This window comes from Ideonella alba, from assembly GCF_018069875.1.
GTDB lineage: Bacteria > Pseudomonadota > Gammaproteobacteria > Burkholderiales > Burkholderiaceae_C > Ideonella > Ideonella alba.
On record NZ_JAGQDF010000021.1, the window covers coordinates 20,700 to 39,008 of the forward strand.

An 18,309-nucleotide genomic window follows, 5' to 3' on the forward strand; every position below is an offset into this window, starting at 1 on the left:
CCATCAGGGTAAGCTCTGAGCATGGCAGCGGACCAGGACAGCATCCTGCGCGAACTCGGGCGCGTCGAGGCCGAGCGCCAGGCGCGCCTGCATGATCCGGCGCTGGCGGGCCGGGTGGTGGCGCTCAAGCGCTACCAGCAGGCGCGCTTTGCCTGTACCCACGCCGACCTGCTGGCCGACGCCCGCTACGGGCCGGCCGCGCGCTTCTTCCTGGAAGACCTCTACGGCCCGCAGGACTTTGCCGACCGCGACGCCCAGTTCGCCCGCATCGTGCCGGCGCTGGTGCGCCTGTTCCCGCAGGAAATCGTCGAGACGGTGCAGTCTCTGGTCGCCTTGCATGCGCTGACCGAGTCGCTGGACAGCCGCATGGCGCGGGCGCTGCCCAGCGATGCGCCAGACCGCCGCGCCTATGTCCAGGCCTGGCAGCAGGTGGGGGCGGCCGAGGAGCGCCGCCAGCAGCTGGCACGGGTGCTGGACCTGGGCGCGCAGCTCGATCGCTACACCCGCCGCCCGCTGCTGCGCCAGAGCCTGCGCCTGATGCGCGGCCCGGCGCGCTCCGCCGGCCTGGGCGCGCTGCAGCAGTTCCTGGAGCGCGGCTTCGACACCTTTGCAGCCATGCGCGGCGCCCAGGACTTCCTGGCGCGCGTGCAGCAGCGCGAGGGCGCACTGATGAACCGCCTGTTTGCGCCCGACGCTGTCGCGGTGGCGACAGCCGCCGACGCAGGTGTCGCCGAGGTGATAGGACAACTACCGTAGCCCGGCACGCCCTCGGCATCGGACCATCGCCGGCTTGATCGGCTTGCTCTTGTGACCCTCTTGCCCATGACCGCCCAGAGACCCGTTCCCCAACCCTGGCTGCAGCATTACGCCGAGGGCGTCCCGGCCACCGTCGACTGCAGCGGCTATGCCTCGCTGGTGGACCTGCTGGGCGAGGCCTGGCGCAAGCACGCCCGGCGTGATGCCGCGGCCTGCATGGGCGTGCGGCTGCGCTTCGAGCAGCTCGACGAGATGTCGGCCACGCTGGCCGCCTGGCTGCAGTCGCGCGGCCTGGCCAAGGGCGACCGCGTCGCGGTGATGATGCCCAACCTGCCGCAGTACATGGTGGCCATCGGCGCCATCCTGCGTGCCGGCTGCGTGGTGGTGAACGTCAACCCGCTCTACACCGCGCGTGAGCTGGAGCACCAGCTGAAGGACTCGGGGGCCAGCGCGATCATCGTGCTGGAGAACTTCGCCCACACGCTGGAGGAGGTCATCGACGACACGCCGGTGAAGACCGTGGTGCTGTGCGCGATGGGCGACCTGCTGGGCTTCTGGAAGGGCCAGTTCATCAACTTCGCGGTGCGCCACCTGAAGAAGATGGTGCCCGAGTTCCGCCTGCCGCTGGACGCGGACCGCACGGTCACCCGCTTCAACATGGCGCTGGCCGAGGGCAGCCGCATGAGCCTGCGGCGCGTGGAGGTGGGGCCCGAGGATGTCGCCTTCCTGCAGTACACCGGCGGCACCACCGGCGTCAGCAAGGGCGCCACGCTGCTGCACCGCAATGTGGTGGCCAACATCCTGCAGACCGAGGCCTGGTTCAAGCCCATGCTCGACCAGCTGGGCAACAAGCCGCTGACCGTGGTGTGTGCGCTGCCGCTGTACCACATCTTCGCGCTGACGATCTGCTACATGATGGGCGCGCGGCTGGGCATGATGAACCTGCTGATCCCCAACCCGCGCGACATCCCCGGCCTGATCGCCACGCTGTCCGAGCACAAGGTGAACATGTTCCCGGCGGTCAACACGCTGTTCAACGCGCTGGCCAATGACCCGGCCTTCGCGCGGCTGGACTTCTCCGAGCTGAAGGTCTCGAACGGCGGCGGCATGGCGGTGCAGCAGGCCACCGCCGAGAAGTGGCTGAAGATCACCGGCTGCCCGGTGGTCGAGGGCTACGGCCTGTCGGAGACCTCGCCGGTGGCCACCAGCAACCGCCTGGACCTGACCGAGTTCACCGGCACCATCGGCCTGCCGATCCCGTCCACCGACATCGCCATTCGCGACGATGACGGCCGCGACCTGCCGCTGGGCCAGCCCGGCGAGATCTGCATCCGCGGCCCGCAGGTGATGGCCGGCTACTGGAACCGCCCCGACGAGACCGCCAAGGTCATGACCGACGACGGCTTCTTCAAGAGCGGCGACGTGGGCATCATGGACGAGCGCGGCTATGTGCGCATCGTCGACCGCAAGAAGGACATGGTGCTGGTCTCGGGCTTCAACGTCTATCCCACCGAGATCGAGCAGGTGGTGAACCTGCATCCGGGCGTGCTGGAATGCGCCGCGGTGGGTGTGCCCGATGCCAAGTCGGGCGAGGCGGTCAAGCTCTTCGTCGTGCGCAAGGACGCGACGCTGGACGAGGACGACGTGGCACGCTACTGCAACGAGAACTTCACCGCCTACAAGCGGCCCAAGTACATCGAGTTCCGCGACGAGCTGCCCAAGTCCAACGTCGGCAAGGTGCTGCGCCGCGAGCTGCGCAGCCCCAGCGCCTGAGGGCATCGATGAGCCCCTTGCCGGCCGAGCTGGGCGCGCAGCTGCTGCAGCGCGACTGGCTGTCGGCCAACCACACGGTGTTCGCCGGCTGCGATGGCGCGCCGGCCACCGTGGTGGACACCGGCTACAGCCGCCACGGCGCGATGTCGCAGGCGCTGATCGACCACGCGCTGGCCGGTGAGACGCTGGGCCGCATCGTCAACACCCATCTGCACTCGGACCACTGCGGCGGCAACGCGCTGCTGCAGACGCGAGACCCGGCCGTGCAGGTGTGGGTGCCGCAGGGCAGCGTGGACATCGTCCGCAGCTGGGACGAGGCGCGCCTGAGCTACCGCTACACCGGCCAGCAGTGCCCGCCCTTCCGCGTGGATGGCGCGTTGGTGCCCGGCGCCACCCTGCGGCTGGGGCCGGCGTATTGGCAGGTGCATGCCGCCCCCGGCCACGACCCGGACGCGGTGATGCTGTTCGAACCCCAGACCCGCACGCTGATCGCCGGCGACGCGCTGTGGGAGGACCGCCTGGCGATCATCTTCCCCGAGCTGGAAGGCCAGGACGGCTTCGGCCCCACCGAGGCCACACTGGCGCTGATCGAGCGGCTGGCGCCGCGCGTGGTGGTGCCCGGCCATGGCCCGGCCTTCGAGGACGTGGGCGCCGCCCTGGCGGCCAGCCGCCGCCGGCTGGCCGCCTTCCGCCGCGACCCGCAGCGCCACCTGCGCCACGCCGCGCGTGCGCTGCTGATGTTCCACATGATGGAGCACCGCCACCGCCCGCGCGCCGAACTGCTGGCGTGGCTGCCGAACACGCCGGTGTTCGTGGCCATGGCCCGGGGCAGCGGTGCCGAGCCGCCGGCCTGGGGCCGGGAGCTGGTGGACAGCCTGCTTGATGACGGGCTGCTCGCCGACCATGATGGCGTGCTGCATTGGGCGGTCGCGCCCTCGCGCTGAGGTGTCGACGGCCGTTGGCGCGGTGACAATCAGCGCATGACGTGGCGGCGCGAGGTGTTCTTCCTGGGGGGATTCGATCCCCGCGGGCCCTCACGCGACCACCGCACCTGCGCGCAAGCCGTGGCCGATCACCCGGTGACCCCCGCGGGCGAGACCGTGCAGATCGGCCCGCGCCAGCGCGTCTCGCCGCTGCTGGACGCCTGGGATGTGCACTGGACGCAGCCCGACGGCGTGTCGGTGCACACCCGCCACCATGTGATGCGCTGGGACGACATCGTCCGCGCGGCCTGGCCGCGCGGATGGGGCGCTGCGTGGCGCGACCGCTGGGTGGTCTATGCGCGCGCCTTCCACCACGGCGCCTTCTGGCCGATCTGGCGCTTCGCCCGCCCGGCCTTCTGGCTGGCGATGCTGCCGCTGCTGATCGGCCTGGGGCTGGGCGTGCTGTGGGCAGCGCTGGCCGCGCTGGCGGTGTCGGCAGGGGCAGCGGTGCTGGGGGGGGCGCTGGCGCTGCCGCTGTGGCTGTGGACCTGGCGCCAGCTGGAGGTGCGGCTGGACGCCGACTGGCTGCTGCGCCTGTACGGCTTCACCTGGCGGGTGGCGCGTGACGAGGTGCCGGGCATCCAGGCGCGCATTGACCAGCTGGCCGATGAGCTGGTGCAGCGCGCCACCGACGGCCAGGCGCGCGAGCTGCTGGTGGTGGGCCACTCCACCGGCACGCAGATGGCGGCCATGGTGATGGCCCGCGCGCTGCGCAAGGCCCCCTGGCTGGGCCAGCGCGGGCCGCAGGTGGCGCTGCTGACGCTGGGCCACTGCACGCCGGTGCTGGCCTGGGTGCGCGATGCCGGCTGGTTCCGCGATGATCTGGCGCGCCTGGCCGACCACCCGCCACTGACCTGGCACGACATCGCCGCGCCCGGCGACTGGGCGGCCTTTGCGCGGGTGGCGCCCTGGCTGACGCCTGGGCGCGCCCGGCTGGCGCGCTATTCACCGCGCTTTCACCAGACCCTGGACGCGGCCACCTACCAGCGGCTTCGTTCACACCGGCATGAGATGCATCAGCAGTACCTGCGCGCGCCGCAGCACAGCGGCGGCTACGATCCGGTGGTCTGGATGGCCGGCCCGCTGACGCTGGCCGAGCGGTCCCCTGCGCCCGCCCGATCATGAGCCGCTTCTGCCCCCACTACCCGCCCCCCGCCGAGCAGCGCCCGTCGGCCTGGGCCATGTTCTTCGGCAAGCGCCGCTCCTGGCTCGACAGCCTCTATGCGCGCAGCTACACGATGAAGATGGGCGAGGTCCACCTGCCCGGCGTGGATCTGTACATGGTCAACGAGCCGGCCCTGGTGCGCCGCGTGATGGTGGACGAGGCGGCCGGCTTCCCCAAGCACGAGATGCTGGGCGATGCGCTGAGACCGCTGCTGGGCGACAGCATTTTCACCACCAACGGCGACACCTGGCGCCGTCAGCGCGAGCTGATGGACCCGTCGTTCGAAGGTGCCCGGGTGCAGCGGGTGTTCTCGCGCATGCAGGACGCCGCCGATGCGATGGTGCAGCGCCTGTCTGCGCTGCCCGGCGGCACGACGCATGACGTCGAGGTGGAGATGACCCACGTCGCCGCCGACATCATCCTGCGCACCATCTTGTCGCAGCCGCTGGACGGCGGCGATGCGCTGCGCATCTTCGAGGCCTTCGGACGCTACCAGGCACTGGCACCTCGGCTGATGATGCCGGCCTTCTTCGGCCTGCGCTGGCTGCGGCCCTGGTGGCAGGTGCGGCGCAGCCGGCGCGCCGCCGAGGAGATCCGCACGCTGCTGGTGGCGCTGATCCAGCCGCGCTACCTGGCCTACCAGGCCGCGCTGGCGCGCGGCGAGACCGACGATCCCGAGGCCGGCGACGACCTGCTGGCCAGCCTGCTGCGCGTGCGCGACGAACGCACGGGCCAGGGCTTCAGCTTCGAGGAATTGGTCGATCAGGTGGCGATGCTCTTTCTGGCGGGGCATGAGACCTCGGCCAGTGCGCTGTCCTGGTCGCTGCACCTGCTGGCCCACGACCCTTCGGTGCAGCAACGCCTGCACGACGAGGCGGTGCCGCGCCTGGCGGCGCTGCGACAGGACCCGGGGGTGCTGAAGGACCTGCCGCTGGCGCGCAATGTCTTCCGCGAGACACTGCGGCTCTTCCCGCCGGTGGGCTTCCTGGCCCGGCAATCGGCCCAGCGCTGCGCGATGCGCGACAAGACCGTGGAGGCCGGCGCCTCGGTGGTGGTGTCGCCCTGGCTGATCCACCGCCACCGCGCGCTGTGGGCGCGGCCCGACGAGTTCGATCCCGACCGCTTCGGCGATCAGGACGAGGGGGACGAACCGTCAGCGCGCGAGTCGCAGCGCCGCGCCTACCTGCCCTTCGGCATGGGGCCGCGGGTGTGCATCGGCGCCACCTTCGCACTTCAGGAGGCCACCCTGGTGCTGGCCACGCTGGCCGCGCACTTCCGCTTCGAGCCGTCACCCGGACACGTGCCCGAGCCGGTGGGCCGGCTGACGATTCGCGCGGACAATGGCATCGTGCTGAAGGTCTTTCCGAGGAACGCGCCCGCATGAAGGAACGCGCTGCCGGCTTTCTGGTGATGACGGCCCTGGTGCCCATGGCCCTGCTGGGCTACCTGCTGCTGTGGTGGGTGGGCCTGTTCGGCCCCAGCTCGCGCGGCCGCGCCGGCGTGCGCGCGCTGGACCATTTCGTCAACGCCACGCTGTTCGACGGCTATGCCTGGGAGTCGGTGTCCTCGCACGCCTGGCGGGCCCGCGACAGGCGCTGGGCGCGGGTGATCATCTGGGTCACCGACAAGATCCAGAAGGACCACTGCCAGCGCGCCAACAAGCGTGAACAGCCCATGGTCGACCTGATGCTGGCCAAGGGCCTGCACAAGCAGACGATCCTGTGATGGCGGCGGACACCCCCGTGCGGCGTCGGCTTGTCTGCTACATCGGGGGCTTCGACCCGCAGGGGCCGGCCCATTACCACCAGCTCTACGCCACCGAGGCCGCGCGCCAGGCCGCGGTGAGCGGGCACGAGATCAGCGTGGGGCGTCGGCAGCGGCTGGGCGAGCACATCGCCGGCTGGGAGGTGGACGCCCGCATCGACGGCCAGTCGGTCCGCACCCGCTACGAGTTTCTGCGCTGGGACGACATCGTCCGCGCCCGCTGGCCACGCAGCCGCTGGGCGCTGCTGCGCACCACGCTGTGGGCCAGTTGGCAGTGCTGGCGCGACGGCGTGATGTGGTACAGCTGGCGCCGCTCCTGGCCCGCGTTCCTGGCACTGGCGGGCCCGGGTCTGGCGATGCTCATCTGGGTGCTGCTGCTGGGCGTGGTGGGCGTGCTGGCCGCAGGCCTGTGGGGGGCGGGTTGGCCGCTGGCCACGGGCCTGTGGCTGCTGCTGACGCTGCCGGGTCTGGTGGCGCTGGGCGTCGAGGCCGAGCGGCGCACGCAGATGGCCTGGCTGATGCGCAGCCTGGCCTGCCTCGTGCGACAGGGGCGGGGCCAGACGCCGGAGCTGGAGGCCCGCCTCGACCATTTCGCGGCGCACCTGGCGGCGGCGCTGCAGGATCCGGCGCACGACGAAGTGCTGCTGGTCGGTCACTCCTCTGGCGCGATGCTCGCGGTGAGCGTGGCCGCGCGTGCGCTGGCTCAGGTGCCCGCCGGGGCGGCCGCCCGTCTGTCGCTGCTGACGCTGGGTCAGTGCGGCGCCACCTTGAGCCAGCAGCCGCAGGCCCAGGCCTACCGCGACGAACTGGTGGCGGTGGGCTCATCGGCACAGCTGCATTGGCTGGACGTCAGCGCCCCCGCTGACGGCTGCTGCTACGCGTTGGTCGATCCCTGCGAAGGCCTGCCGTTGCCGCCGGGATCCCCCGGCGCCAAGCGACTGAGCCCGCGCTTCGCTCAACTGTTCACCCCTGCCAGCTACGAGCGGATCCGGCACGACAAGTACCGCTGCCATTTCCAGTACCTGATGGCCAGCGAGGTCGTTGGGGAGTACGACTATTTCGCGATCACCGCCGGTCCGCGGTCCTTGCAGGAGCGCTTTGCCCACCGGGACGGTGTGGCGGACTTCCGGCAGTTCGAGTGTTTTGGCGGCATCCGGCGATGAATCGTGTCCTGGTGGCCACGCTGGGTTCGGTGGGCGACCTGCATCCCTTCCTGGCGCCGGCGCGGGCGTTGAAGCAGCGGGGACATTCGGTGCTGTTCCTGTCCTCGGAGCCGCACCGGGCAGCGGTCGAGGCGGAAGGCCTTGCATTCGAGCCGATCCTGAGTGCCCATGACCATGAACGTGCCGCCTCTCACCCGGATCTTTGGCATCCGATACGCGGCTTTGGCGTTCTTTGGCGGCATTTGGCTGTGCGTTCGGTGGATGCAACGGTCGCCGTGCTGGAGCGCGAGTCCAGCTCGCATCCGCACACGCTGCGCGTACTCGCCTCACCCCTGGTGCTGGGCGCTCGCCTGGCCGTCGACCGGCTGCCGTATCGATTGATCACCGCGCACACAGCGCCCAACGGCCTGCGGCATCTCGGCGACCCGCTGTTCCTGGGCGCATGGCGCGTTCCCGGCTGGTGGCCACGCGCCTGGCGGCGCGCGGCATGGCAGTTATTGGATCGCTGGAAGTTGCAGCCGATGGCTGCGCCATTCATCGACGGCTGGCGGAAACAGCGGGGCTTGCCCGCGCTGCAGGAGTCGGTGTTCGAGCGCTGGCTCCATTCCCCGCACCAGGTGATCGGGCTCTACCCCGAAGCCTTCAGTCCTGCGGCTGACGACCTGCCGGTGCCAACACACTGCGTGGGCTTTCCGCTGTTCCGCCCTCAGGTGCCCATGCCAGGGGATCCTGGCCTGGAGCACTGGCTCGGCCAGGCCGCCACGCAGCCCCGGTTGGTCATCTATGCAGGTTCCAGCCACCACCACCGGGCGTCGGCGTTTCAGGCATGCGCCGAGCGGCTGGACGCGCTGGGTTATCCCACGCTGTTGCTGTTGCCCGGTTCTGCACCCGCGCCGTTCGGCGGGCTGGGGCTGATCCGCCCCTGGGTGGACCTGCGCGACACGCTGCCGCGGGTTGCCGGCTGGCTGCACCACGGCGGCATCGGCGCCTGTGCGGAGGGCTTGGCCGCGGGCGTCCGACAGTGGAGTTTCCCGAGCGCCTATGACCAGTTCGAGAACAGCTGGCATGTCGCCCGACGCCTGTCGCTTCCGTTGGACCAGGTGCAGCTTGGGGAAGCGCACATCCGTGCTGGTCGTCTGCCCGGTTTGACAGCCGTGGCCAGCTGGCCCGTCACACCCAGGCTGACGGCCAGCGAAGGCGGTGACGCCGCGATCGAGCATGCCGTCCGTCTCGTCCTGCAGGGCTGAGGTTCTCCAAAGCACCAGAACGAGAAGCCCAAAAGAAAAAGGCCCGGCTGCTACTGCAACCGGGCCTTTCGGATATTAGCCTGACGATGTCCTACTTTCACACGGGAATCCGCACTATCATCGGCGCTGAGTCGTTTCACGGTCCTGTTCGGGATGGGAAGGGGTGGGACCAACTCGCTATGGTCATCAGGCTTAACTTGTTGCCTGGCGCGCGCTCTGGGAAGAGTGTGGCGGCCAAGCCAATTCAAAGAGTCATGAATCAGATGATTGCGTCTACCGACTTGAACGGTATAACTTAAATACTCAACCGATCCTTTGACGACTGCGTAGGCAGTGTACATCAAAGTTATAGGGTCAAGCCTCACGAGCAATTAGTACTGGTTAGCTTAACGCATTACTGCGCTTCCACACCCAGCCTATCAACGTCCTGGTCTCGAACGACTCTTCAGGGGGCTCAAGGCCCCGGCAAGACTCATCTTGAGACGAGTTTCCCGCTTAGATGCTTTCAGCGGTTATCTCTTCCGCACTTAGCTACTCGGCAATGCCATTGGCATGACAACCGATACACCAGCGGTGCGTCCACTCCGGTCCTCTCGTACTAGGAGCAGGCTCTCTCAATCTTGCAGCGCCCACGGAAGATAGGGACCAAACTGTCTCACGACGTTTTAAACCCAGCTCACGTACCTCTTTAAATGGCGAACAGCCATACCCTTGGGACCGGCTACAGCCCCAGGATGAGATGAGCCGACATCGAGGTGCCAAACACCGCCGTCGATATGAACTCTTGGGCGGTATCAGCCTGTTATCCCCAGAGTACCTTTTATCCGTTGAGCGATGGCCCTTCCATACAGAACCACCGGATCACTTTGTCCTACTTTCGTACCTGCTCGACTTGTCAGTCTCGCAGTCAAGCACGCTTATGCCAATGCACTATCAGCACGATTTCCGACCGTGCCTAGCGTACCTTCGAACTCCTCCGTTACGCTTTGGGAGGAGACCGCCCCAGTCAAACTGCCCACCATACACTGTCCCCAACCCGGATAACGGGTCAAGGTTAGAACCTCAAACACACCAGGGTGGTATTTCAACGTCGGCTCCACCTGATCTAGCGACCAGGTTTCAAAGCCTCCCACCTATCCTACACAGATCTGTTCAAAGTCCAATGTAAAGCTACAGTAAAGGTTCATGGGGTCTTTCCGTCTTTCCGCGGGGAGATTGCATCATCACAAACATTTCAACTTCGCTGAGTCTCTGGAGGAGACAGTGTGGCCATCGTTACGCCATTCGTGCAGGTCGGAACTTACCCGACAAGGAATTTCGCTACCTTAGGACCGTTATAGTTACGGCCGCCGTTTACTGGGACTTCAATCAAGAGCTTGCACCCCATCATTTAATCTTCCAGCACCGGGCAGGCGTCACACCCTATACGTCGACTTTCGTCTTTGCAGAGTGCTGTGTTTTTAATAAACAGTCGCAGCCACCGATTCTCTGCGGCCTCATTGGGCTTCGTTTGTACAACTTCACCTACTAAAGGCACACCTTCTTCCGAAGTTACGGTGTCAATTTGCCGAGTTCCTTCTCCAGAGTTCTCTCAAGCGCCTGAGAATACTCATCACGCGCACCAGTGTCGGTTTGCGGTACGGTCGTCTATAGCTGAAGCTTAGTGGCTTTTCCTGGAAGCAGGGTATCACTCACTTCGTCTGCAAGCAGACTCGTTATCACACCTCATCTAAGACCCCCGGATTTGCCTAAGGGCCACGACTACATGCTTGAACCGGGACATCCAACACCCGGCTGAGCTAACCTTCTCCGTCCCCACATCGCACTATAGATCGGTACAGGAATATTGACCTGTTTCCCATCAGCTACGCATCTCTGCCTCGCCTTAGGGGCCGACTCACCCTACGCCGATGAACGTTGCGTAGGAAACCTTGCGCTTACGGCGAGGGGGCTTTTCACCCCCTTTAACGCTACTCATGTCAGCATTCGCACTTCTGATACCTCCAGCAAACCTCACGGTTCACCTTCGCAGGCTTACAGAACGCTCTCCTACCGCGCATCTTGCGATGCACCCGCAGCTTCGGTAACTGGCTTAGCCCCGTTACATCTTCCGCGCAGGACGACTCGATCAGTGAGCTATTACGCTTTCTTTAAATGGTGGCTGCTTCTAAGCCAACATCCTGACTGTTTTAGCCTTCCCACTTCGTTTCCCACTTAGCCAATTTTGGGGACCTTAGCTGGCGGTCTGGGTTGTTTCCCTCTTGTGTCCGGACGTTAGCACCCGGTGCACTGTCTCCCAAGCTGTACTCATCGGTATTCGGAGTTTGCATAGGTTTGGTAAGTCGCCATGACCCCCTAGCCTAAACAGTGCTCTACCCCCGATGGTAATACTTGAGGCACTACCTAAATAGTTTTCGGAGAGAACCAGCTATCTCCAGGTTTGTTTAGCCTTTCACCCCTATCCACAGCTCATCCGCTAGTTTTGCAACACTAGTCGGTTCGGACCTCCAGTGCGTGTTACCGCACCTTCATCCTGGCCATGGATAGATCACCTGGTTTCGGGTCTACACCCAGCGACTAGACGCCCTATTCGGACTCGATTTCTCTTCGGCTACCCTATTCGGTTAACCTCGCCACTGAATGTAAGTCGCTGACCCATTATACAAAAGGTACGCCGTCACCCCTAAGGGCTCCGACTTTTTGTATGCATGCGGTTTCAGGATCTATTTCACTCCCCTCCCGGGGTTCTTTTCGCCTTTCCCTCACGGTACTAGTTCGCTATCGGTCGATTACGAGTATTTAGCCTTGGAGGATGGTCCCCCCATCTTCAGACAGGATTTCACGTGTCCCGCCCTACTTGTCGTGCACCTAGTTCCACCACCGATTTTTCTCATACGGGGCTATCACCCGCTATGGCCGGACTTTCCAGACCGTTCTGATAAATCGATGGCTAAAGAGCACAGGCTGTTCCGATTTCGCTCGCCACTACTTTCGGAATCTCGGTTGATGTCTATTCCTCGAGCTACTGAGATGTTTCAGTTCACCCGGTTCGCCTCGCATGACTATGTATTCATCATGCGATACCCCTAAGGGTGGGTTTCCCCATTCGGAAATCTCCGGATCAAAGCTTATTTGCCAGCTCCCCGAAGCTTATCGCAGGCTATCACGTCCTTCGTCGCCTGTAATCGCCAAGGCATCCACCACATGCACTTAGTCACTTGACCCTATAACTTTGACGTCGCTGATAAGACGTCGGGCACAAGGACCGGATCAACTCATCAACGCTAGATGAGCTGATATTTGAGTATTCGCGTTATGCCGTTCTACAACTCGATATCTCGAGCTGAAGTCTGGTGACGCAATCATATGTTGCCGACGGCACGGTGCTGACCAGGCCTTTACCCCCGATCGAGCTTTCCGTCGACAACGCTGATTCGACTCTTTGAATTGTTAAAGAACAACAGCCATCTTTCGATGACAAACCAAAAATCCCAGAAGAATCTTTGGCTTGCACCGAACAGCGCGAGTGAGACGTTGGTGGAGGATGACGGGATCGAACCGACGACCCCCTGCTTGCAAAGCAGGTGCTCTCCCAGCTGAGCTAATCCCCCAACACCCTTACCAGGCATCGTTGGTGGGTCTGGTTGGATTCGAACCAACGACCCCCGCCTTATCAAGACGGTGCTCTAACCGACTGAGCTACAGACCCACGCATCCTTAAAGTGCGCAAGCCTGGCTCCAAGCGCTGCTCCTGGCTTGCTAGACATACCCTACCAAGGCCATCTCTCAACGCTCACCAGGCTCACGCTCACTCACTGTTGTGTTTCACAGCCGATAAGTGTGGGTGCAAGAATTTGAGTGCTTTTTCCAGAAAGGAGGTGATCCAGCCGCACCTTCCGATACGGCTACCTTGTTACGACTTCACCCCAGTCACGAACCCTGCCGTGGTAATCGCCCTCCTTGCGGTTAGGCTAACTACTTCTGGCAGAACCCGCTCCCATGGTGTGACGGGCGGTGTGTACAAGACCCGGGAACGTATTCACCGCGACATGCTGATCCGCGATTACTAGCGATTCCGACTTCACGCAGTCGAGTTGCAGACTGCGATCCGGACTACGACCGGTTTTCTGGGATTGGCTCCCCCTCGCGGGTTGGCAGCCCTCTGTACCGGCCATTGTATGACGTGTGTAGCCCTACCCATAAGGGCCATGAGGACCTGACGTCATCCCCACCTTCCTCCGGTTTGTCACCGGCAGTCTCATTAGAGTGCCCTTTCGTAGCAACTAATGACAAGGGTTGCGCTCGTTGCGGGACTTAACCCAACATCTCACGACACGAGCTGACGACGGCCATGCAGCACCTGTGTGCAGGTTCTCTTTCGAGCACTCCCAAATCTCTTCAGGATTCCTGCCATGTCAAGGGTAGGTAAGGTTTTTCGCGTTGCATCGAATTAAACCACATCATCCACCGCTTGTGCGGGTCCCCGTCAATTCCTTTGAGTTTCAACCTTGCGGCCGTACTCCCCAGGCGGTCAACTTCACGCGTTAGCTACGTTACTGAGAAGGAACCTTCCCAACAACCAGTTGACATCGTTTAGGGCGTGGACTACCAGGGTATCTAATCCTGTTTGCTCCCCACGCTTTCGTGCATGAGCGTCAGTGCAGGCCCAGGGGATTGCCTTCGCCATCGGTGTTCCTCCGCATATCTACGCATTTCACTGCTACACGCGGAATTCCATCCCCCTCTGCCGCACTCAAGCCTTGCAGTCACAAAGGCAGTTCCCAGGTTGAGCCCGGGGATTTCACCTCTGTCTTACAAAACCGCCTGCGCACGCTTTACGCCCAGTAATTCCGATTAACGCTTGCACCCTACGTATTACCGCGGCTGCTGGCACGTAGTTAGCCGGTGCTTATTCTTCAGGTACCGTCATCCTCCCGAGGTATTAACCCAGAAGATTTCTTCCCTGACAAAAGCGGTTTACAACCCGAAGGCCTTCTTCCCGCACGCGGCATGGCTGGATCAGGCTTGCGCCCATTGTCCAAAATTCCCCACTGCTGCCTCCCGTAGGAGTCTGGGCCGTGTCTCAGTCCCAGTGTGGCTGGTCGTCCTCTCAGACCAGCTACAGATCGTCGGCTTGGTAGGCCTTTACCCCACCAACTACCTAATCTGACATCGGCCGCTCCAATAGCGAGAGGTCTTGCGATCCCCCCCTTTCACCCGTAGGTCGTATGCGGTATTAATCCGGCTTTCGCCGGGCTATCCCCCACTACTGGGCACGTTCCGATGCATTACTCACCCGTTCGCCACTCGTCGCCAGGTTGCCCCGCGTTACCGTTCGACTTGCATGTGTAAGGCATGCCGCCAGCGTTCAATCTGAGCCAGGATCAAACTCTATAGTTCGATCTTGAATTTGCTCAAAGAATTGAAGTGAACTTCACTTCCATGAGCGTTTAAAGGTCTTTCAACCTCGAGCCTTTCGACTCTTGGCACTCGCCTTCAAACACCCACGCTTATCGGCTGTTAACTGTTAAAGAACATTGCCTTGCGGCGTTTGCTGATCAGTCATCAGCAAAGAAGCGAGATTCTGTCATGAAGAAATAACCTTGTCAAGCGCTTGGTCTTTCTTCCCGACTGCCTGCTGTCGTCGCGCTCCTTGCGGTTGGCGCCGTCAGCGGGTATCGCTTCTTTTTCGCCGCGCATCAGTGCTGTGCAGCGAAGCCCTCGACTGTAGCACAGCTTTTTTCCAGCTTGCAAGCCTTGTTCGCTGCGAACTGCAAAAAAGGCGTTGGCGCGGCGCGCCGGCTCAGCGGGCGGCCGACGTCGCCAGCCACTGGGCGCAGGCGTCCTGCGGCTGCTCGTGCGCCAGGACCTGCGGCAGCCGCGTCTGCAGCAGGCGGGCATCGGCCCGCAGGACCCGCTGCTTGATCGAGGCGATCTGCGCCGGGTGCATCGAGAAGCTGGTCAGGCCCATGGCCAGCAGCAGCTCGGTGAAGGCCGGGTCACCGGCCATCTCGCCGCACACCGACACCGCCTTGCCGTGCGCCCGGGCCTGGGCGATGGTGCTGGCGATGAGCTGCAGCACCGCCGGGTGCCAGGGGTCATACAGGTGAGACACCGCCTCATCGGCGCGGTCAATCGCCAGCGTGTACTGGATCAGGTCGTTGGTGCCGATCGAGACGAAGTCAAAGTGGCGCAGCAGCGACGGCAGGATCAGCGCGGCAGCCGGCACCTCGATCATCGCGCCCAGCTCCACCTGGGAGTAGGGCTGTCCCTGCGCGTCCAGCTGCTGCTGCGCCACCGACAGCGCCTCGCGCACGCGCAGCGCTTCCTGGGGGTGGGCGACCATGGGGATCAGCAGGCGCACCTTGCCGTGCGCGCTGGCGCGCAGGATGGCGCGCAGCTGGGCGCCGAACATCTCGGGCTCCGCCAGGCTCCAGCGGATCGCCCGCAGGCCCAGGGCCGGGTTGGTCTGGTGCTCGGTCGAATGGGCCGACATCCGGTCCAGCGGCTTGTCGGCACCGATGTCGATCGTGCGGATCGTCACCGGCAGGCCATTCATCGCCTCGACCACCGCACGGTAGGCGCGGTACTGCTCTTCCTCGTCCGGCAGGTGGCCGCCACGGTTCATGAACAGGAACTCGCTGCGGAACAGGCCCACGCCCACCGCGCCAGCAGCGATGGCGGCCGGCGCATCGGCAGGCAGCTCGATGTTGGCCAGCAGCTCGATGTTGACGCCGTCCAGCGTGACCGAGGGCTTGTGGCGCAGCCGGTCCAGCCGGGCACGCTCCAGTTCGCCCTGGCGCTGGCGGAAGCGGTATTCCTCCAGCACGATCGGCGACGGGTCGACGATCAGCACGCCCTCGTCGCCGTCGATGATGACCCAGTCGTCCTGGCGCACCAGGCGGCTGCCCTCGCGCGTGCCGACCACCGCCGGGATGTCCATGCTGCGCGCCACGATCGCGGTGTGCGAGGTGCGCCCGCCCACGTCGGTGACGAAGCCGGTGAAGACACTGCGCTTGAACTGGATCATGTCGGCCGGCGCGATGTCGTTGGCCACCAGCACCAGCGGATCCTCGCCGCCGAAGTCGCGCGTACCCAGGCTGCCCACCGGCGCGTCGTCGTCCTCGCGGGCCGAGCGCGACATGGCCTTGAGCATGCGCTCGACCACCTGCTCCAGGTCGGCCTTGCGCTCGCGCAGGTAGTCGTCCTCCATCTCGTCGAACTGCCGCGCCAGCACCTCCAGCTGCGCCGACATCGCCCACTCGGCGTTGTAGTGGCGCTCGGTGATCCATTGCTTGGTGGCGTCGGCCAGCATCTCGTCGTGCAGCAGCATCAGGTGCACGTCCAGCAGCGCCACCAGTTCGGCATGGGCCTCCTCCGGCACCTCCTGCTTGAGGGCGATCAGCTCCGCCGCCACTTCATCGCGGGCACGGCGCAGGCGGGCGACTTCAGCCTCGACCTGCGAAGCGTCAATGAAGTAGTGCGCCACGTCGACACGGCTGGACGCCACCAGCACCGCCCGGCCGATGGCCACACCGCGCGAGACGGGCAGGCCGAAGATCTGGATGCTCATGCCGTGGGACTGTAGCAGCGCCACTGCCCGGCACAGCCCGGGTTTCACCACCTGTCACCGCTTCGTCAACAGACCGTCAACGTCGCGACACCGGCGCTCGCCACGATGCGACGCAACCACGGAGAAGCCCGATGAAGGAACTGCCCTCGCCCACGCAGCCGCTGATGCAATTGCTCGAATCGCCGCTGCGGCGCCGCCCGCCGGTGGCGCCGGCGCAGCCGCGCCGCGCCCTGGAAGAGCCGGTCCTGGAGGTGGTCTGGGCGCGGCATCAGGACGAGGTCCGGGCCGCCCAGCGCCTGCGCTGGCGCGTGTTCGTGGACGAGATGGGCGCCAGCCTGCCGCCAACGCCGCACCTGGGCGCGGACCACGACATCGACCGCTTCGACGAGCACTGCGAGCACCTGCTGGTGCGCCTGCCTGGCACGGAAGGTCGCCCGGCGGAGGTGATCGGCACCTACCGCGTGCTCACCCCGGCCGCGGCGCTGCGGGCCGGCGGTCTGTACAGCGACAGCGAATTCGACCTCGCCCCCCTGCAGGCCTGGCGACCGCGCCTGGTGGAGCTGGGCCGCTCCTGCGTCCATCCCGAGCACCGCAGCGGGGCCGTGATCATGGCGCTGTGGGCCGAGCTGGCGGCGTTCATGGAGCGCAACCGCCTGGAGGCGATGATCGGCTGCGCCAGCGTCACGATGAACGACGGCGGTCACCATGCCGCCAGCCTCTGGACGCGTCTGCAGGCGCAGTACCTGTCCGAGCCCGCCTTCCGGCTGACGCCCCGCCTGCCCCTGCCGGTGGAGCAGCTCGACACCACGCTGGACGCCGAGCCCCCCGCGCTGCTCAAGGGCTACCTGCGCTGCGGGGCGCGCATCCTGGGCGCGCCCGCCTGGGACCCCGACTTCAACACCGCCGACCTGCCGGTGATGCTGCAGCTCGCCGACCTGCCCGCGCGCTACCGGCGCCACTTCCTGCGCGCCGGCTGAGACGGCCGCCGAAGCAGCCGGGGCCTCAGCTGCCCTCGCCGAACTTGTCGTTGACCAGCGCCTGGATCGCGTCCAGCGCCTGCTGCTCGTCGGGGCCGCTGGTCTCCAGTTCCACCTCGGCGCCCTGACCGGCCGCCAGCATCATGACGCCCATGATGCTCTTGGCGTTCACGCGGCGGCCGTTGCGGGTCATGAAGACGTCGCACTGGAAACCGCCCGCCAGCTTGGTGAGCTTGGCCGAGGCCCGCGCATGCAGGCCGAGCTTATTGCTGATGGTGAGCGTGACTTGCTGCATAGGCGGGCGAGAGGTCCTGTGACTGGGTCTGGGGCCGGTGCGAGGACACCGGCATCACGCCCTGGCCGCCGCCGGACAGGGCGCGCGCCACCAGCGTGTCCAGTGCCTCGTTGCGGTAGGCCATGGCGCGCCAGAGCATTGGCACGTTGACGCCGGCCACCACCCGCTGCGTGACGCCATCGGCCACGCGGGCCGCGGTGTTGCAGGGCGTGGCGCCGAAGACATCGGTGAGGATCAGGGTCGGCTGCCCGGGCGGCAGCAGCGGGCGCAGCGCGGCCTCGACCTCGGTGTCCGACCAGCCGGCCGGCACGTCCAGCGCCGATACCTGGTCCAGGTGCTCGGCAAAGACGTGCGCCGCCACCGAGCGCAAGGCCGAGGCAAGCGGGGCGTGGGCCAGGAGCAGCAGCTGGGGCATGGAGGCAGGGTAACCGGTGGTTGGGGCCATTCTAGGGGTCCGGCGTGCCCCCAAGGGCAGGGATGGACGGCTCGGCCGCCACCGGCGAGCATGCACACCTCCCGAGCCCCCCGCCCGTTGCGGACGACCCCGCCAGACCGGACGCCGGCGCTCCCTGCCCAATCTGTGTCACCATCCGGCCTGCCCGCAGGACGGAGG

The 18,309-nt window shown here is 65.4% G+C and carries 12 protein-coding genes, 2 tRNA genes and 3 rRNA genes; 9 read left to right on the forward strand and 8 right to left on the reverse strand.

Going from position 1 to position 18,309, the window contains the following annotated elements:
* The first annotated feature begins 21 nt into the window (after positions 1–21).
* From KAK07_RS24080 to KAK07_RS24115, 8 genes are all read left to right on the forward strand, one after another.
* A complete protein-coding gene (locus tag KAK07_RS24080) occupies positions 22–756 on the forward strand; it encodes a DUF8198 family protein (RefSeq protein ID WP_210856439.1) in 735 nt (244 codons plus the stop codon).
* Between the two features lie 66 nt (positions 757–822).
* On the forward strand, positions 823–2,529 hold the full coding sequence (locus KAK07_RS24085; protein WP_210856440.1) for a long-chain-fatty-acid--CoA ligase: 1,707 nt from the start codon (positions 823–825) through the stop codon (positions 2,527–2,529).
* Between the two features lie 8 nt (positions 2,530–2,537).
* On the forward strand, positions 2,538–3,473 hold the full coding sequence (locus KAK07_RS24090; protein WP_210856441.1) for an MBL fold metallo-hydrolase: 936 nt from the start codon (positions 2,538–2,540) through the stop codon (positions 3,471–3,473).
* Between the two features lie 36 nt (positions 3,474–3,509).
* Positions 3,510–4,637: a hypothetical protein gene (locus KAK07_RS24095; RefSeq protein WP_210863514.1), complete on the forward strand. Its 1,128-nt coding sequence runs from the start codon at positions 3,510–3,512 to the stop codon at positions 4,635–4,637.
* Positions 4,634–6,061 carry a cytochrome P450 gene (locus tag KAK07_RS24100; RefSeq protein WP_210863516.1) on the forward strand — a complete coding sequence of 476 codons (1,428 nt, stop codon included), beginning with the start codon at positions 4,634–4,636 and terminating at the stop codon, positions 6,059–6,061. The genes KAK07_RS24095 and KAK07_RS24100 overlap by 4 nt, the downstream gene beginning before the upstream one ends.
* Positions 6,058–6,402, forward strand: coding sequence for a hypothetical protein (locus KAK07_RS24105; RefSeq protein ID WP_210856444.1), 345 nt, complete (start codon positions 6,058–6,060; stop codon positions 6,400–6,402). Before KAK07_RS24100 ends, KAK07_RS24105 begins: the two co-directional genes overlap by 4 nt.
* A 17-nt stretch (positions 6,403–6,419) precedes the next feature.
* The gene (locus KAK07_RS24110) at positions 6,420–7,604 is read left to right on the forward strand and encodes a hypothetical protein (RefSeq protein ID WP_210863517.1); all 1,185 of its coding nucleotides are present in this window, start codon (positions 6,420–6,422) and stop codon (positions 7,602–7,604) included.
* Entirely contained in the window at positions 7,601–8,851 is a 1,251-nt protein-coding gene (locus KAK07_RS24115; RefSeq protein WP_210863520.1) for a glycosyltransferase, read from the forward strand. The genes KAK07_RS24110 and KAK07_RS24115 overlap by 4 nt, the downstream gene beginning before the upstream one ends.
* A 78-nt stretch (positions 8,852–8,929) precedes the next feature.
* Here KAK07_RS24115 and rrf read toward each other — a convergent pair.
* The 6 genes from rrf to ptsP form a co-directional block, all read right to left on the reverse strand.
* Positions 8,930–9,042, reverse strand: a 5S ribosomal RNA gene (gene rrf / locus KAK07_RS24120).
* Positions 9,043–9,201: 159 nt separating this feature from the next.
* A 23S ribosomal RNA gene (locus KAK07_RS24125) occupies positions 9,202–12,075 on the reverse strand.
* A 311-nt stretch (positions 12,076–12,386) separates the two neighbouring features.
* Positions 12,387–12,462 (reverse strand) — tRNA-Ala (locus tag KAK07_RS24130).
* Between the two features lie 21 nt (positions 12,463–12,483).
* Positions 12,484–12,560, reverse strand: a tRNA-Ile gene (locus tag KAK07_RS24135).
* Between the two features lie 162 nt (positions 12,561–12,722).
* A 16S ribosomal RNA gene (locus tag KAK07_RS24140) occupies positions 12,723–14,251 on the reverse strand.
* Together the 16S, 23S and 5S rRNA genes with 2 tRNA genes alongside form the textbook arrangement of a ribosomal RNA operon.
* A gap of 403 nt (positions 14,252–14,654) precedes the next feature.
* Positions 14,655–16,424, reverse strand: coding sequence for a phosphoenolpyruvate--protein phosphotransferase (gene ptsP, locus KAK07_RS24145; RefSeq protein WP_210856447.1), 1,770 nt, complete (start codon positions 16,422–16,424; stop codon positions 14,655–14,657).
* Positions 16,425–16,555: 131 nt separating this feature from the next.
* Between ptsP and KAK07_RS24150 the strand changes: the two genes are divergently transcribed.
* Complete coding sequence (locus tag KAK07_RS24150; protein WP_210863522.1) at positions 16,556–17,401, forward strand: GNAT family N-acetyltransferase; 846 nt, start codon at positions 16,556–16,558, stop codon at positions 17,399–17,401.
* A gap of 25 nt (positions 17,402–17,426) precedes the next feature.
* Here KAK07_RS24150 and KAK07_RS24155 read toward each other — a convergent pair whose 3' ends face one another.
* Together KAK07_RS24155 and KAK07_RS24160 are read right to left on the reverse strand one after the other, a co-directional pair.
* A complete protein-coding gene (locus tag KAK07_RS24155; RefSeq protein ID WP_210856449.1) occupies positions 17,427–17,696 on the reverse strand; it encodes an HPr family phosphocarrier protein in 270 nt (89 codons plus the stop codon).
* A complete protein-coding gene (locus tag KAK07_RS24160) occupies positions 17,665–18,111 on the reverse strand; it encodes a PTS sugar transporter subunit IIA (RefSeq protein ID WP_210856450.1) in 447 nt (148 codons plus the stop codon). Before KAK07_RS24160 ends, KAK07_RS24155 begins: the two co-directional genes overlap by 32 nt.
* Between the last annotated feature and the right edge of the window lie 198 nt (positions 18,112–18,309).

Coding starts and splice junctions, on each gene's coding strand:
- KAK07_RS24100 (WP_210863516.1), top strand. CDS start 4,634: ATGAGCCGCTTCTGCCCCCACTACCCGCCCCCCGCCGAGCAGCGCCCG.
- KAK07_RS24080 (WP_210856439.1), top strand. CDS start 22: ATGGCAGCGGACCAGGACAGCATCCTGCGCGAACTCGGGCGCGTCGAG.
- KAK07_RS24150 (WP_210863522.1), top strand. CDS start 16,556: ATGAAGGAACTGCCCTCGCCCACGCAGCCGCTGATGCAATTGCTCGAA.
- KAK07_RS24155 (WP_210856449.1), bottom strand. CDS start 17,696: ATGCAGCAAGTCACGCTCACCATCAGCAATAAGCTCGGCCTGCATGCG.
- KAK07_RS24105 (WP_210856444.1), top strand. CDS start 6,058: ATGAAGGAACGCGCTGCCGGCTTTCTGGTGATGACGGCCCTGGTGCCC.
- KAK07_RS24160 (WP_210856450.1), bottom strand. CDS start 18,111: ATGCCCCAGCTGCTGCTCCTGGCCCACGCCCCGCTTGCCTCGGCCTTG.
- KAK07_RS24115 (WP_210863520.1), top strand. CDS start 7,601: ATGAATCGTGTCCTGGTGGCCACGCTGGGTTCGGTGGGCGACCTGCAT.
- ptsP (WP_210856447.1), bottom strand. CDS start 16,424: ATGAGCATCCAGATCTTCGGCCTGCCCGTCTCGCGCGGTGTGGCCATC.
- KAK07_RS24090 (WP_210856441.1), top strand. CDS start 2,538: ATGAGCCCCTTGCCGGCCGAGCTGGGCGCGCAGCTGCTGCAGCGCGAC.
- KAK07_RS24095 (WP_210863514.1), top strand. CDS start 3,510: ATGACGTGGCGGCGCGAGGTGTTCTTCCTGGGGGGATTCGATCCCCGC.
- KAK07_RS24085 (WP_210856440.1), top strand. CDS start 823: ATGACCGCCCAGAGACCCGTTCCCCAACCCTGGCTGCAGCATTACGCC.